The organism is Pseudanabaena sp. UWO310 (assembly GCF_006861605.1).
Taxonomy (GTDB): Bacteria; Cyanobacteriota; Cyanobacteriia; order Pseudanabaenales; family Pseudanabaenaceae; genus Pseudanabaena.
On the sequence record NZ_SELU01000061.1, the window covers coordinates 20,440 to 34,356 of the forward strand.

At 40.5% G+C, this 13,917-nt stretch carries 17 protein-coding genes; 10 read left to right on the forward strand and 7 right to left on the reverse strand.

Features of this window, described 5'->3' with window-relative positions; translation table 11 throughout:
• Positions 1-65 precede the first annotated feature (65 nt).
• Positions 66-605, forward strand: coding sequence for a DUF948 domain-containing protein (locus tag PseudUWO310_RS17905; protein WP_142603674.1), 540 nt, complete (start codon positions 66-68; stop codon positions 603-605).
• Between the two features lie 47 nt (positions 606-652).
• Here the strand turns inward: PseudUWO310_RS17905 and PseudUWO310_RS17910 are convergent, their stop codons facing one another.
• Positions 653-1,087 (reverse strand): Fur family transcriptional regulator, encoded by a 435-nt coding sequence (locus tag PseudUWO310_RS17910; RefSeq protein WP_009628338.1) that lies wholly within the window; start codon positions 1,085-1,087, stop codon positions 653-655.
• A gap of 517 nt (positions 1,088-1,604) precedes the next feature.
• On the opposite strand from PseudUWO310_RS17910, the gene PseudUWO310_RS17915 reads away from it, so the two are divergent.
• Together PseudUWO310_RS17915 and PseudUWO310_RS17920 are read left to right on the forward strand one after the other, a co-directional pair.
• Positions 1,605-2,177 carry a peroxiredoxin gene (locus PseudUWO310_RS17915; protein WP_142603676.1) on the forward strand — a complete coding sequence of 191 codons (573 nt, stop codon included), beginning with the start codon at positions 1,605-1,607 and terminating at the stop codon, positions 2,175-2,177.
• A gap of 284 nt (positions 2,178-2,461) precedes the next feature.
• Positions 2,462-3,466 (forward strand): NAD(P)/FAD-dependent oxidoreductase, encoded by a 1,005-nt coding sequence (locus PseudUWO310_RS17920; RefSeq protein WP_142603678.1) that lies wholly within the window; start codon positions 2,462-2,464, stop codon positions 3,464-3,466.
• 50 nt (positions 3,467-3,516) lie between these two features.
• Here the strand turns inward: PseudUWO310_RS17920 and PseudUWO310_RS17925 are convergent, their stop codons facing one another.
• From PseudUWO310_RS17925 to PseudUWO310_RS17940, 4 genes are all read right to left on the reverse strand, one after another.
• The gene (locus PseudUWO310_RS17925; RefSeq protein WP_142603680.1) at positions 3,517-4,236 is read right to left on the reverse strand and encodes a hypothetical protein; all 720 of its coding nucleotides are present in this window, start codon (positions 4,234-4,236) and stop codon (positions 3,517-3,519) included.
• Positions 4,237-4,334: 98 nt separating this feature from the next.
• The gene (locus tag PseudUWO310_RS17930; RefSeq protein WP_142603683.1) at positions 4,335-5,264 is read right to left on the reverse strand and encodes a D-alanyl-D-alanine carboxypeptidase family protein; all 930 of its coding nucleotides are present in this window, start codon (positions 5,262-5,264) and stop codon (positions 4,335-4,337) included.
• A gap of 340 nt (positions 5,265-5,604) precedes the next feature.
• Complete coding sequence (locus tag PseudUWO310_RS17935) at positions 5,605-6,009, reverse strand: VOC family protein (RefSeq protein WP_142603685.1); 405 nt, start codon at positions 6,007-6,009, stop codon at positions 5,605-5,607.
• 118 nt (positions 6,010-6,127) lie between these two features.
• Positions 6,128-7,645 (reverse strand): folate/biopterin family MFS transporter, encoded by a 1,518-nt coding sequence (locus PseudUWO310_RS17940; RefSeq protein ID WP_142603687.1) that lies wholly within the window; start codon positions 7,643-7,645, stop codon positions 6,128-6,130.
• Positions 7,646-8,256: 611 nt separating this feature from the next.
• Between PseudUWO310_RS17940 and PseudUWO310_RS17945 the strand changes: the two genes are divergently transcribed.
• Together PseudUWO310_RS17945 and PseudUWO310_RS17950 are read left to right on the forward strand one after the other, a co-directional pair.
• Positions 8,257-8,622 carry a type II toxin-antitoxin system RelE/ParE family toxin gene (locus PseudUWO310_RS17945; RefSeq protein WP_411729059.1) on the forward strand — a complete coding sequence of 122 codons (366 nt, stop codon included), beginning with the start codon at positions 8,257-8,259 and terminating at the stop codon, positions 8,620-8,622.
• 13 nt (positions 8,623-8,635) lie between these two features.
• Positions 8,636-8,965: a helix-turn-helix domain-containing protein gene (locus PseudUWO310_RS17950; protein ID WP_142603691.1), complete on the forward strand. Its 330-nt coding sequence runs from the start codon at positions 8,636-8,638 to the stop codon at positions 8,963-8,965.
• Between the two features lie 160 nt (positions 8,966-9,125).
• Here the strand turns inward: PseudUWO310_RS17950 and PseudUWO310_RS17955 are convergent, their stop codons facing one another.
• Positions 9,126-9,845, reverse strand: a complete 720-nt coding sequence (locus tag PseudUWO310_RS17955; RefSeq protein ID WP_142603692.1) for a phospholipase D-like domain-containing protein — start codon at positions 9,843-9,845, stop codon at positions 9,126-9,128.
• 81 nt (positions 9,846-9,926) lie between these two features.
• The gene (locus tag PseudUWO310_RS17960) at positions 9,927-10,196 is read right to left on the reverse strand and encodes a hypothetical protein (RefSeq protein ID WP_142603694.1); all 270 of its coding nucleotides are present in this window, start codon (positions 10,194-10,196) and stop codon (positions 9,927-9,929) included.
• Between the two features lie 142 nt (positions 10,197-10,338).
• Between PseudUWO310_RS17960 and PseudUWO310_RS17965 the strand changes: the two genes are divergently transcribed.
• The 5 genes from PseudUWO310_RS17965 (at position 10,339) to PseudUWO310_RS17985 (ending at position 13,823) form a co-directional block, all read left to right on the forward strand.
• On the forward strand, positions 10,339-12,570 hold the full coding sequence (locus PseudUWO310_RS17965) for an NACHT domain-containing protein (protein WP_142603697.1): 2,232 nt from the start codon (positions 10,339-10,341) through the stop codon (positions 12,568-12,570).
• A gap of 150 nt (positions 12,571-12,720) precedes the next feature.
• Positions 12,721-12,948, forward strand: a complete 228-nt coding sequence (locus PseudUWO310_RS17970; protein ID WP_142603700.1) for a DUF433 domain-containing protein — start codon at positions 12,721-12,723, stop codon at positions 12,946-12,948.
• On the forward strand, positions 12,945-13,298 hold the full coding sequence (locus PseudUWO310_RS17975; RefSeq protein WP_142603702.1) for a DUF5615 family PIN-like protein: 354 nt from the start codon (positions 12,945-12,947) through the stop codon (positions 13,296-13,298). Before PseudUWO310_RS17970 ends, PseudUWO310_RS17975 begins: the two co-directional genes overlap by 4 nt.
• Before the next feature lie 37 nt (positions 13,299-13,335).
• The gene (locus PseudUWO310_RS17980) at positions 13,336-13,560 is read left to right on the forward strand and encodes a hypothetical protein (protein WP_055075111.1); all 225 of its coding nucleotides are present in this window, start codon (positions 13,336-13,338) and stop codon (positions 13,558-13,560) included.
• Positions 13,548-13,823, forward strand: coding sequence for a type II toxin-antitoxin system VapC family toxin (locus tag PseudUWO310_RS17985; protein ID WP_142603704.1), 276 nt, complete (start codon positions 13,548-13,550; stop codon positions 13,821-13,823). The genes PseudUWO310_RS17980 and PseudUWO310_RS17985 overlap by 13 nt, the downstream gene beginning before the upstream one ends.
• Positions 13,824-13,917: the final 94 nt, after the last annotated feature.

Sequence of the window (13,917 nt, forward strand, 5' to 3'; positions counted from 1 at the left end):
TCCCGAAAGAATCCTTGAAAAGTAAGCAGTTATAAGAAATCAATTAATTAAGAAATTAAGAAATTATGTCAGAAGCGATCTTTTTGCTTGGTCTATCGTTTTTGCTAGTGGTTATCTGCTTGACAATTCTGTTACTAACGGCGATTCCTGCTTTTCAAGAATTAGCCAAAGCTGCCAATAGTATTATTCGTCTAGCTGATACCTTGACCCGCGAGCTTCCTGCCACATTAGAGGCAATTCGGATGACAGGTTTAGAGCTAAGTGAGTTAAGCGATGAACTCAATCAAGGAGCAAAAAATGCAGGCGAGGCGGTCAAGCAAGTAAATGATGGAATCAAAGGTGTCCGTCAAAGTGCATCTAGTGCCACGATCGCCACTAAAAGTGCCTTTGCGGGTATCAAAGCGGGCTTGAAATCCTTAGGTCGTCCTCGCCGCCAAAAGCGATCAGCTTCAGATTTGTATCAAGAAAATTTATCCCCCAGTCAGGAGACTGAAGAATGGCAAGAAGGTACGGAATCAGAAAATATAGTCAGCAATGATAGGTTAATTAATCCTGACGATCTGCGCTCTCAGGGTTTTATGGGTGATTTGAGGGCAGAAGATTGAGCGCAGACCGCTCAATCTTTTTTTTGATGACTTTTCAGGATGACTTTTCAGGATGGCTTGTCAGCATGATTGCAGCGATCGCAAACACCATTGACGGTCACTTCATAGCTATCGACTTTTAAACCTGCGCGTACCTGCTGAAAACCTAATCCCTCAAAGGCATTCCAAGCGATATCCTCGATTTCCCCGCAACATTTACAGCGAAAGTGGTGATGAGGTTCGATATTGGCATCATAGCGACAGACACCCTGTTCTAACAGTACTTCGCGGACTAGTCCTGCATCCCGTAAAGTTTGGAGTGACAGATAAACAGTTGCCTGCGATGAAGTAGGTGCATTCTGATTTAAATCATGCAGGATCTGTTCTGCGGTCGGATGATCTTCACGTCCCAATAAATTTGTATAAACAGCAAAGCGCTGTGGAGTGACCCGCAATCCTTTAGACTTCAGGATCTGGATAACTCTATCTGATTGCTTTTGCATATAACCTTCCTCCTAATTACCGAAACTATCGACAGCTATTCTTGTAAAGCCTCTCTAGATAAGATTTTTCAGTCTTGCAGCGCCAAACGCTGAAATAAAAGCCCAGAGTCTCTGGGCTTTTTGGTGAATGAATAATCCCCAGAAATTTCTGGAGTTAAACCGTTCACAATTTGCCGCAAAAGCTAGCGCTTAGGCAATGCAAGTTCAATGCAATTATTTCTCTGACACTTTTCTGGGCTGGGCAATTGGCTTCAAAAAATTACTCAAAAAAATTTACTAACGATTGACTTAGCCAATCCTATAGATCGCAACTATAGCACCTCTATCTAGGAACTACAAATTTATTAAACTTTATATAAGAACTTAGTGATTCTGGCTATTGACTTATTTCTAAATAAGAACTATTCTTAAATATATGCTAGAGTCTTCTCAAGTTGAGATACATTATGTCTTGCTTGATTGGTAGATTCACGAGCCACTTCTAACCAAAACTTTTCACATAAACCCAGAGAAAAATATGGCAGTTATCGAAACCGTACCAAACGTTGTTTTTAAGACTCGCGTACGTGATGAGTCCGTAGAAGGTCCTAATCCCTATCGTTGGGAAGATAAAACCACTCAAGATCTATTCGCTGGCAAAAAAGTAGTAGTTTTCTCTTTACCTGGTGCTTTTACTCCTACCTGCTCATCCAATCACTTGCCTCGCTATGAAGAGCTTTATGAAGAATTCAAAGCCCAAGGTGTTGATGCAGTTATCTGTATTTCCGTTAATGATGCCTTCGTGATGTTCAAATGGGGCAAAGAAATCGGTGCTAAGAATGTATTCTTACTTCCCGACGGGTCTGGAGAATTTACTCGTAAGATGGGAATGCTAGTTGATAAGTCAAATATTGGCTTTGGACTTCGCTCTTGGCGCTATTCGATGTTGGTCAACGATCTCAAAATTGAAAAGATTTTCGTAGAACCTGGTTTCTCTGATAACGCAGGTAGTGATCCTTTTGAAGTTTCTGACGCTGATACTATGTTGGCTTACTTGAAAGGTGCTGAGTCTGCTGGTGTATCTGCTCCTCGCTTGGCATTCGTTGGTTAATTTTTGAGCATAGTTCTACTTGCGATAAGTTAAGTAGAGAAATGTTCTTTATCCAGCATCTGAAGCTGAATTAAAACCAAAGAATCCTTGGAAAAGCCTATGAAACCAGCTTTTCTGAGGATTCTTGGTCTTACTCCCTTCCCAGTGAAAAATTAGACGTTGCGGCGCTTCGCGCCGCAACGCTAATTCTTGGTTTTATAGGTCTATTGCTTTGGTGGTAAGGGAGTAATTTGCATTCTTGATTTGCATTGAATATACATAGTGAATTATTTAATGAGGTGGCTATGAAACTCTCTAGCAAAAATCTACATGAACGCCTCGAAACTGTTTACGATGCGATCGTGGTTGGCGGTGGCATGGGTGGGCTCTCAGCAGCGATCTATCTTGCTCGCTATGGTTTGAAGTGTCTAGTGATCGAAAAAGGCAAAGGGCGATCGCTATGGATGCAAGATTTGCGTAATTACGTCGGACTCGATCCACACACCCCCGGTCGTGACATCCTGAATCACGGGACAAAGACCTCCCTCGATTGGGGAGCCGATCATTTGCGCGGTTACGTGGAAGAGGTAACCGATGAAGGCGAAACCTTTGCCGTCAAAGTGAAGGTGGGCAAACAAAATAGCATTTATCCCGTATTTCGCAGTAAGTATGTGATTGCCGCTTCTGGCATCATAGATAATTTGCCCCAGCTAGAAGATATGCAGAATGTCTATGACTATGCAGGTTACACTCTTCATGTCTGCATGATCTGCGATGGCTATGATATGTGGGATCAGAAAGCGGTTCTAATTGCGAATACAGAAGGACAAATTGGAGCAGCTTTTGTCTTGAACTGGTTCACTCCCTATATTTCTGTTTTGACCCACGGATTATGCACCGTTAGCGATAAAACCAAACAGAAGTTAGCCGAGCATGGATATCCCTTATACGAAGCTCCGATCGCGAAGTTCCTAGGTGAAAATCATCAACTGAGTGGAGTGGAACTCACCGATGGCACAATTGTGGAGGCAACTACTGGCTTAGTTGGTATGGGTTCTGTTTACCATAACCAATATCTAAAAGGTATTGAAGGTTTGGAATGGGATGGACAGAATTTAGTCACTAACGATATGTGCAAAACCAGTCACGATCGCATTTTTGCCCTTGGCGATTTGAAGAAAGGTTTGAATCAAGTGTCGATCGCCGTAGCCGATGGTACTTTGGCGGCTACGCAAATCTGGCGCAATATCCGCCGTGCTAGTCCACCTCGCAAATGGGAAGAGAATATCAAATTTGCTACTACTGTTTAGATTCAATACATATGTAAAAGAGAAAGCCCCGCGTTGCGGGGCTTTCTCTTTTATGGCGTTGGCGAGATCCTGTAATTATCTTTGTAATTATCTGTTTGAAGAGCCTGTTCGATCGCCTCGGAGCAATCGGCAATACTTGCTCCATTTAACATTTTGGCAGCAAGTGCGACTAATACGGAACGATGCTCACTTAGTAAATTCTTGGCATTAAGCAAAGCCCAACGTTCCTGAGTCATGGGATTGGGTAAATGGGCAATGGATTGACGCAAGCGTTGCAGATCATCCATGCCCCCTTCAGTAGCCCCTTCACACATCAGTTGTTCGGCGGCAATACCTGCCATATAGACTGTGCTGTAGCGATCTAGAAGATTACTAGAATTACTGACCATTTCACCAAGATCGATTTCTACACCACCTTCAAGCCCCGTAAAATTTTTGCTCGCCAACACTTCCCCTAGCGATTGACCGACAATCCCCGCGATCGCATAATTTACTACTTTAAATCCCAATAGTTGGGCGGCGAGAAAATGTCCCGCCTCGTGGTACGAAATGCGTTCGCGATACTTAGGCGATCGGGCTCTCAACCATACCTGAGCATAGGCTCCAAATTTACCCTGCCAAAGCCCAATATCAATGCCCCACAATCCGAGTAAGGTCATGGTGATCGCCGCTGGGACAACTGGCGATAGTCCCACCATTGTGCCCACTAGCGACATCATCGTAATTGTAAATATAGCGATCGCTAGTAAATCCGTGGCAGTAACATTCATGGCAAAATTCAGAGATAGAGCAAATATTCTCGCAAAGCGAAAATAAAGCGGTTATGGCAATGGGGAAAAGTGGCTAATGTCACTCTTCCATACTTTAATTATGGCTTTTTAATAAACGAAGTATTACGGTTTGTTTGTTTATAGAAGGTGGCGAGACTATCATCATCACCGACAAACCGCCAGTGCCAAGGTTCGTACATCACACCTTGAGGATTATTGGGAGGGAAGGACATTTCAAAGCCATACTTCGCCGCATTGTTTTGGAGCCACTGGTAGGCGGCAGTTTTCTCGAAGCTGGTCGAGAGGTTGGCACTGGGAACTGCGCCATCGCCAATATCCATGGCATAGCCTGTATGATGCTCGCTATGTCCAGGAGGGGCGCTGACCTTAGCGCGTTGGGCAGGGGTTTGATTTCGTTGTTTGCTAATCTCGAAAAATAGCTGTTGTTGTTCGGCGATCGTCCGAAATCCTGAAATCACCACAAAATCTACCCCTTCAGCCTTGGCATCAGCTTCCATCTTCAGATAGCTTTTTGCAGCCGCCTCTCTGAGGCGGATTTCGTAGCCATCACTTGCCCTACCAATGGTACGCAATTGATTGAGAGGTGCTTCACTATAGGCATGGTGACCAAAGAGGTCTGGAGGGCTGTTATCGGCTTCTTTGGCAATGACCTCTTGGTTGTTATTTACTGAAGCATTATTTACTGAAGCATTATTTACTGAAGCAGTTGGCGCAGGAGTTTTGCTAATGAATGGTGCTGGCGTTATGGCTGTGGGATTGTCGGGGAGAGGTGTTTTTTCTGGTGGAGTGGAGATTTGAGACGAATTTGTGGCACTGGCATTTAGGGCGAACCAAATGCGCGTGCTAACAATGGGTGATAAGAAGGCTAACACCGCTAAACCATATGCCCACCAAGGTACTGACTGGAGCGATCGCACAATTGGATTAACAGTTCTAGTCTGCGTTTGAGGCGATCGGGTTGGATCGCTAACCCTTTGAGCAACTGGAATATCGTTTTGAGTAGGCATAGGTATGTAAACGTTTGAAGTTTTAACCAAGGTTAAATATATAGTGTCTGTCTCGAAATGCCAAAAATATATCGCCCTTCAGTAGCAATTAGCGATCGAGATAATACAAGTTATACCGATTCCCAAAAGTGTGGCTACACTTTTGGGAATCTCAAAACCTTATTGGGTTTGGTGGTTAATTCACAAAAGTGTTGTCACAATTTCGTGAATTGGTATAACTCGATCTGATAAGTAGCGGGGCATAATAAAAACCCAGAACCAAGAGCTGTAGCCCACGTGCAGCATGGGCTACAGCTCTTGGGGTTTTATATTTAATTGCGCCTAGCTATGTACAAATTAGCTAGAGGGGATTGGACTGGACGATTTCGATAATATTGCTATCGGGATCGCTGAGAAACAGGATTTTTTGCCCCCAAGGCATGATGGAGGGTGGAGAGATGATGGTTACTAAGGCCTGTGCTTGCATTTTAACTTGCCGATCGCCTATTTCCTGATAAATCTGATCGAGATCCTCTACAGTCATCGATAGCAAAAAAGGATTGCCGCTAATGGGTTGATTGCCCCGATCGCCAAATAATTTGGGTAACCATTGGCGATCGTAGATCCCGATTTTGAGTTTGCCGCTGTAACCTTCTACGCCATCGGGTTTGGCGGGTTTGTCAAATCTAAACCCTAAAATATCCCGATAAAACATGAGCGATCGCCCCACATCAGCAACAAATAGGGCGATGTAATCTATTTCCATAATCTATAGGTATTTTGGTTAGTATAACAACGCAAGAGATAGCTAGGAAAAACCAAAACCCCAAATATAAGTGGCGGCACTTCGTGCCGCCACTTATATTTGGGGTTTTATATTCTACCTAAATATTCTCCTGCAAAATCGCTTCAGGGCGATCGCTTTCCCTACTTTCTAAGGGTTCTATCTCCATAGCTTCAACAGCTTCAATAGCTAAAGATGCGATCGCTGATTCTGGTAAAACCGATGGTTTGGAAATTTCTTCGGTGTTGGTAATTTTTTCGTCAGGTAACCATTTTAAGAAGGGCAATGGCAAGAGACTGCTGATATTGGCGATTAAAACTAATATCCAAAGATTATCAAAATTAGATTCAGTCACACCCAGTAGATGGGTTAAACCTGCACCTAATTGGAATGAACATAGTGCGGAAATATTCAGCACTGACATCAACAGAGCAAATAATGTGGCTTCGATGCCTTCGGGACAAAGCCTTGCTGCCAAAACAAGAACTGGCATAAAGGCAATTCGACCTGCAATGGTCAAAATCAAGTTGTCTCCAAGGCTAAACCAGCGATCGTCGATGCTCAGCGATCGGTTGACATGGGTCACTAGCAATAGGCTCGTCAGTCCTAAAGCGGTGGAAATAATTGTCGTCCAAAAGAAAATCTTGCGGGTAGGAACTCCCTTAAAAAATCTTTGAAATAGCCACACCCCCAATAAGCCCGCCCAGCTCGCAAAAAATTTAATCGTACCAAGAAATTCTGGATTGAACTTCAGCTCATTGGTCGTGAAATAGAAGAAGGCTGTATCAGCGCTAGGCGTGGCTTGCCATACAAACAAAAAAGCGGCAGGCATCCAAATCGCTTTGTTGGTAAAGGCTTGCTTTAATTGGATAAAGTTGAATTTCAGGGACATCCATGCTTGGGAATTTCTCGATGAATTCGGGGTGGATGGTTTGGGCTGATCTCCAGAATGAGCGGAATTATTGGCAATTGAGGGGTCTGGGGCAGTGATAAATACGGCTGACATCGGATAATCGGCGATCGCGAAGGCCGAAATTCCGACCAGTAGCGGTAAAATTGCCGTAATCTCAAATACAAACTTTGCACCGAAATGCTCCAGCAAATAGCCGCTCAAGTAAGCAGACATGATTGCCCCGACCGAAGAGGCTATCCAGCTAAAGGACTGTAAGGAGCCTGCATCGCCTTCTGGTTCTAGTCTGGCACGTTGGACAATTAGGGCATCGGTAATCGCATCAGAAAAGGCAAGGGATAGCGAACCTGTGGCAATCATGGCGATCGCCCAAAAGGGAGTAGTGACCCATATTGACATACTTGCCCAAGCAAATACGCCTAAAAAGCTGGACAGCAGTAAGTAAGGGCGACGACGATAGCCAAATACGGGAAATCCGTCAGAAATTAAGCCATATAGGGGTTTTACCGTCCAAGGTAGCATCGTAATGCCCACCATTGAGGCGACTTCGGCAGGGCTTAGCCCTAAGTCATCTTTTAGGAAAAAACTGACGGCAAGCTGTGAGATTGCCATCGCGCCTTGCACGAAATAAATTATTGCGATCGCCCCCAACTCTAGGTCAAACGAGCGTCCCCGTAAGTTCTTGAGCCAGTCTGTTTGGATTAGCACGATACAATTGCCCAAATATTAAGAAACTTGAATCTCTGTATATTTTAGTCTCTATCTATAAAATTGCATCTATCAAATGAATGCAATTAAATGCAATTAAAGGAAACAATCATAAAAAGCTGACATAAAAAGTTGACATAAAAAGCTGAATGAATATCTCTGTTATAGCTATCGCCAAATGTACTAGGATATAAACCCCAAGAATTGACTGGCGGCGCGAAGCGCCGCCAGTCAATTCTTGGGGTTTGATTTGTCCTAATTCAAGTGACTGTAGCTATATATTAAATTTTTGTAATATTTTTGTAATATTTTTACAATGTAGATACCATTTCTTGAATAAGAAGCGATCGCCTCATTATGCTTCTTGAAAGTAGTGAAATAAATTCGCGATCGCTATATCAAACGATTATTTAACTACATCTGCTTTTAAAGAGCTTTAGGGACTTGCGAGAGAATAAGATACCAATCCAGATTTGCCAGAATCGTTGGCGCGGCGGAGCCGCGCCAACGATTCTGGCTTTATATTTGGTACTTCATTAAATCGCAAGTCCCTTATGTCACAATATTAATTTTATGCGATATGCTAGTATTAGCATATTTGTAATGTGAGTATTTTACCTCTGAGCCCTGTTGAGTGGATTGGGAGTTCGCTAGATGATTTAAAAAATTTCCCAGACGAGGTTCAGCAAGTTGTGGGTTATGCTTTGTACCTCGCTCAATGTGGAGATAAACATCCTTCTGCTAAGCCGCTTAAAGGATTTAAAGGTGCTGGGGTTGTGGAAGTAGTAGAAGATTTTGATGGAGACACTTATCGGGCAGTTTATACGATCAAATTTGCTGATGTTGTTTATGTTCTACATTCCTTCCAAAAAAAATCGAAACAGGGTATTGCTACTCCAAAGCAAGATATGGATTTGATTGAGGCAAGACTAAAACGGGCTAAAGAAAACTATGCTGAGCATTACAACAAGAAATAAATGGAGGTGTTAAATGACTGAAGAGATTAAGGTGCAAAAAAGTAGTGGTAATGTTTTTGCAGATTTGGGATTAGAGAATTCTGATGAGTTGCTGGTTAAAGCAGAACTTGCTTACAAAATCAGCAGTATCATTACTAAGTTAGGAATTACTCAAGTCGAAGCGGCTAAGCTATTGGGAATCGATCAGCCTAAGATGTCGGCTTTGATCAATGGCAAGTTATCGGGATTCTCGACTGTGAGGTTGTTTAGATTTTTGAATTCTCTAGGTCGTGATGTAGAGATTGTGGTGAAAGATAAGCCTAAATCGCGTTCTCAGGCTCGCACTCAGGTTGTGAGTAGATAAGGTGCTTTATTTCGCTTGTTGAAAGTAATGGTATAGATTAGCGATCGCCACATAAGACGATTGCTTAACTACATCTGCATTTAAAGCTCTATTTGCTAATAACTTACTATTGACTAAAAGAATAGACAATTACTAATCCACCAAGAAAAATACAGATTTTTTAGTTGATAGTGATTACGCTGCCGCAATCACTAAGTTTTGCCCAAACAGTTGAGAAGTAGTTGTTGTGTAACTGGATGACTTTTTCGATGTCGGTTACAACTTCGAGGGCATCATAGAAATAGGCTGATTTTCTCCATGCGGTTTGAGTAAGGTTAACACTTCCCTTGAACGCAATCAAGCCATCAATAACGATAAGTTTTTGATGAGGTAGTTCTGCCCAATTTTTACTATTTCCCTTTACAACTTTGATACTTAGATTTGGTGATTCTTCAGGATGATCGATGAGTTCTGATGAAATTGACTGCTGATCGTGACCAAGAGAGACTATACCTCTGACGGGTACACTATACGATGTCATTTTTAAAATTCCGTGCATTTGATGACTGATACCAAATGTCGTGAAATGAACAAAGCACTTAGCACTAGCTAAAGCTGTCATCATTACTTTGATAGGTGGTTCACCATCCAATAACATTTGAATAATGCTTGCTAGACGCAAAGAGTGTTCAAATGGTTGATGCAAGTTGATGTAAAGATTGTTTTCTTTGTAATAGGAACGAAAACGATCTACGGTGCTGCTAGATGACATTGTAGTAGACTCCACAAATAGGGCATTGAATTTGTCTTTCTTGGTTGTATGGTATAGCTCTAAGGAGAGCAAGGCATTTTTGGCAGTGCGCCTTTGCTGGCTGAAATGTGGGAATAGTACTAATGTCAAATCCTTTAGTTGTAACTCTTGACTGAGATAATGGTGTAATACGATTTGCGATATATGTCATATTGGGGTTTCGCTTAAAATTTAGGCTGTGTGCTGCAATGAGACGTTCCAAGCATTTGCGCCGATAGATCGAGCGATCCATTTGCCATATTTATATTCCTTGCTTGCGTTTCGGGCGCGATAGAGCGTAGAAACACTAATTTGCAGCAATTCGGCGGCGCGATGGGTACTACAAGACGATTCAACAAGAATAGTTTGGGTTTGTTGTGACTTAGCTTGTTTTTTCTTGCCTAGTTGATCGATGGGAGTTGCTGCAACATCGTTGAGAAAGCTGAGTTGTAAAGGTGTCATGAATTTCTTGGATTTAGATTATGTGTCTATTCTGGCAAGACAACTAAAAATTGTCGTTACCAAAAAGTAAGGAGTCATAGTCTGGTTTGGTACGAAAAAGTAAGGTTAAACTAGAAATAAAATTTACAAGGTAATTATTTTAATGAATGTAGAAGAAGCATTTAAAGTTGCAAATGAAGCTGTCTTAGCTTTTACAGGAAAGCGCTTAACTGATCTTCAAGCTGATATTTTCAAGAGTTCTTTCGACGGTAAAAGCTATCCATATATTGCTAGTAAATCTGGATATGATGAGCAGTATGTTAAGACTCAGGGGCAAGAAATATGGAACGTGCTTTCTAAGGCTTTAGGTGAAAAAGTCTCTAAGAAGAATTTTCGTGAAGCACTGACAAGAATTAATTCCAAAACCTCTTCAAGTTCAATTTCATTTTCAGAAGATATAACTAGCTTGGTGACAAGGTTAACTCCAAAGTTTAAGAAAATTGCCCAAGAGCAATGTGAAAGAATAAATACAATTGAAATCGCTTCTTACACTCCTTCACCCGTTCCATTAGAAAGTCTTTATATCCCTACACACTTAAGGAGTTATGACAAAGAGAATAAAGAGCGAATCCACTGGACTGAAGTTATCTTCAAATATGACAAAATACTTCTATTTGGTAGCCCCGGCTCTGGAAAGACAACATTTGCAAAATATTTAGCTACTCATTATGATGAAGTTGAGTGGAGCTTAAAGCCGCTACTTGTCTATATTGAACTAAAGAGATTTGCTTCTAAGTGCGAATACTCTCCGAAAATCAACATTAAAGACTTTATCCAACAAATAATCAATATTTCAGAACAGGAAATCAAGCAATTATTAGATGCTGGTAGGATTTTAGTAATTCTTGACGGATTAGATGAAATTAAGCAAGAAATGCTTGGCGATGTACGGACTAAGATAATTGATTTTTCGGATGACTATAGCTCAAATAGATTAATAATCACTTGCCGTAAATTTTTCCCAATTCCTGAATCATTTAGTAAATTTAGAAAATATAATATTTTAGATTTTGACTGGGATGAAATCAAGAAATTTATTGATAATTGGTTTATTTATAACTCTGAAGGAACAAATTATATTAGGCTATCAGAAGCAGAGGAATTAACAAATCAGTTAAAAGCTAATGATCGGATATCTTCAGAAATTGCTGGTAATCCTTTGCTATTACACCTAATTTGTTTGATTTTTGTTGCTAATCAAGGTGAACTGCCATCTAAAAAATTTGAGCTATACCAAAATGTCATTGACATAAAGTTAAGAGGATGGAATTTAAGCTTTAAAGAACATCCTTCAGCAATAAGTGACAATGATTTTGAAATCTTACAAAAATCAATTAGAAAGATAGCATTAGATACTTTTCAAAGAAGTAATTTGTCATTTGATAAAAATCAAGTAGATGAATTGTTGAGTAACTCATTATCAAAGCTTTTAATCCATTCTGGATTATTTAAAAAAGGATGGCAAACATCAAAATATACCTTTCTTTATCAGTCAATTCAAGAGTTTTTAGCATCTGAAGTATTCGCATACTGTGATGATATTAGTACCCTCAATGAACTTGTAAGTCATATTGGCGATCCACGATGGAAAGAAATTTTTATTTTAGTTAGTCAACAGATCAATGATTGTACGGAATTATTGAAATTGATGAAGAATAAAGTTGACAATATCATTGTTAATGAGCCTGAATTACAAGAGCTATTAAAATGGGTTAATCGTAAATCTCAAAAAGTTGAAATTTATAAGCCTGAATCTTCTAGAGCCTTTTACCTAACATTATATGCGCGTTTAATCTCATCTTTTGGGTTCGACTTGGTTAGGAAAATAGATAAAAACCTTTATCAAGATTTTAAAAATAGCTCTGATTTATTTGTTAGTGAAAATCTTTTGCTTGACTTTTATCTTATAAAGCTACTTGAACAAACACAGAATAGTGTCACTTTGATGTTGCTAGGACATTCAGTTATTCCTTCGCTTGAAGATATAATAATTTTTCTGAATACATCAATTAAGTTTGCTGACGGGGAATTGCAAGAGTCTCTTATTCAACTTAAAGACTGTTTGCCAGATATGAAAACTCTATGGGAAGAAGAAGACTCACTAATTTATGAGTTTTGGTATTGTTGTAATAAAATATGGAAGTCTAGCTTAGAAAATATAATGATTAAGTATCGCGATCTTGGAAGAAGCTATCAGTCGAATAGTTCCCAATTAGAGGCTTATTATTATGCTAACTTAGTATTAGTCGAATGTTTGAATGAATGTAGCAGAGCCGATCCTACAATCAAAAAGGATATAAGAGAAGCTCTCTTTCTCCCAGTGAATCATACTTAATTGTCAACAGATCACTAGGAGAGGAGACAACAGGAAGAAAGCGATTGCCTACGCTCTCTAATCTCTAGCAAAAAACAGGAATTTGAAAAATCTCTTTCAATTTAATCAGAGTAAAATCGTCTCAACCCATTCAACAAGGACTATCTAAATATGCTATTACAACGCATCACAATAGACTGGAATATCTGTCATGGTAAACCCTGCATCAGAGGTTTGCGCTATCCAGTCGAGATGATCTTAGAACTCCTCAGTTCAGGCATGACCACAGAAGAAATCTTAGAAGACTATGACGATCTAGAGCGAGATGATATTTTTGCAGTCCTAGCCTATGCCACAAAACTTAGCCAAGTAAAAAGCATCCACAAGGTTCTCGTATGAAATTTCTTATTGATGCTCAATTACCCGTGCGTTTATCCCATCTTTTAAAATCAATGGGACATGATGCAATCCATACCAAAGAATTAGCCCTCAAAAATGCCACACCAGACACGGAAATTAATACACTCTCAATTCGTGAACAGAGAATTGTCATTACCAAAGATTCCGATTTTTGGGACTCCTTTTATGTTAGCCAAGAGCCTTACAAGCTTTTGCTAGTAACAACAGGCAACATCAGCAACAAAGAACTGGAATCATTATTCGTTAAAAACCTAGGTCAGGTAGTGGATTTGCTAGAGCAGCATTCTTTGATTGAAATGTCACGAGATTCAGTCATAGTTCATCAATAAATAAAAAATAAGCATAAATTTAAGGAGATCAATAACTATGCTCAAAAGTTATGAAGTTGCCATTGAAGGCGATCGCATTACATGGCTAGGTGAAAAGCCAAACTTGCAGACAACTCGCGCCATTATTGTAATTGCCGAAGAAAATAAAGTCACCCAAATTAAAAGACGCTCTCCATCAAAAGTGATCGCAGGTAAAGGCAGAACATTAGGCGATATCGTCAGCCCCATCGTTGATGAAGAGGATTGGGAATGTCTGAAATAATTGTGCTGGATACTCATATTTGGTTTTGGCTGATGACAGAAAATCTTCAGAAAATTCCTGATTCTTGGCAAACAGCGATCGAAACCGCACCTCAAGTTGGGGTGTCTGCAATATCTTGTTATGAAATTGCACTTGCATCTCAAAAAGGAAGACTAGAATTGCCATGTCCAATATTAGAATGGCTTGAAGAAGCTCTGCTTCCATCAGGAATTGATTTATTTCCACTATCTCCGAGACTGTCAAGCATTTTGTGTAAAGTCTAGAAGCTAGATGTGGAGACGATCCTCAAAGAGGATAGCAAATCGATTAAGGGCGGGTTTCCAATCGCGAATGGGCATTGTCCATTTCTTAGAAATA

Bases quoted from the DNA above. Each gene is read 5' to 3' on its own strand.
- PseudUWO310_RS17905 (WP_142603674.1), top strand. From the start codon at position 66: ATGTCAGAAGCGATCTTTTTGCTTGGTCTATCGTTTTTGCTAGTGGTT.
- PseudUWO310_RS17910 (WP_009628338.1), bottom strand. From the start codon at position 1,087: ATGCAAAAGCAATCAGATAGAGTTATCCAGATCCTGAAGTCTAAAGGA.
- PseudUWO310_RS17915 (WP_142603676.1), top strand. From the start codon at position 1,605: ATGGCAGTTATCGAAACCGTACCAAACGTTGTTTTTAAGACTCGCGTA.
- PseudUWO310_RS17920 (WP_142603678.1), top strand. From the start codon at position 2,462: ATGAAACTCTCTAGCAAAAATCTACATGAACGCCTCGAAACTGTTTAC.
- PseudUWO310_RS17925 (WP_142603680.1), bottom strand. From the start codon at position 4,236: ATGAATGTTACTGCCACGGATTTACTAGCGATCGCTATATTTACAATT.
- PseudUWO310_RS17930 (WP_142603683.1), bottom strand. From the start codon at position 5,264: ATGCCTACTCAAAACGATATTCCAGTTGCTCAAAGGGTTAGCGATCCA.
- PseudUWO310_RS17935 (WP_142603685.1), bottom strand. From the start codon at position 6,009: ATGGAAATAGATTACATCGCCCTATTTGTTGCTGATGTGGGGCGATCG.
- PseudUWO310_RS17950 (WP_142603691.1), top strand. From the start codon at position 8,636: ATGACTGAAGAGATTAAGGTGCAAAAAAGTAGTGGTAATGTTTTTGCA.
- PseudUWO310_RS17960 (WP_142603694.1), bottom strand. From the start codon at position 10,196: ATGACACCTTTACAACTCAGCTTTCTCAACGATGTTGCAGCAACTCCC.
- PseudUWO310_RS17965 (WP_142603697.1), top strand. From the start codon at position 10,339: ATGAATGTAGAAGAAGCATTTAAAGTTGCAAATGAAGCTGTCTTAGCT.
- PseudUWO310_RS17970 (WP_142603700.1), top strand. From the start codon at position 12,721: ATGCTATTACAACGCATCACAATAGACTGGAATATCTGTCATGGTAAA.
- PseudUWO310_RS17975 (WP_142603702.1), top strand. From the start codon at position 12,945: ATGAAATTTCTTATTGATGCTCAATTACCCGTGCGTTTATCCCATCTT.
- PseudUWO310_RS17980 (WP_055075111.1), top strand. From the start codon at position 13,336: ATGCTCAAAAGTTATGAAGTTGCCATTGAAGGCGATCGCATTACATGG.
- PseudUWO310_RS17985 (WP_142603704.1), top strand. From the start codon at position 13,548: ATGTCTGAAATAATTGTGCTGGATACTCATATTTGGTTTTGGCTGATG.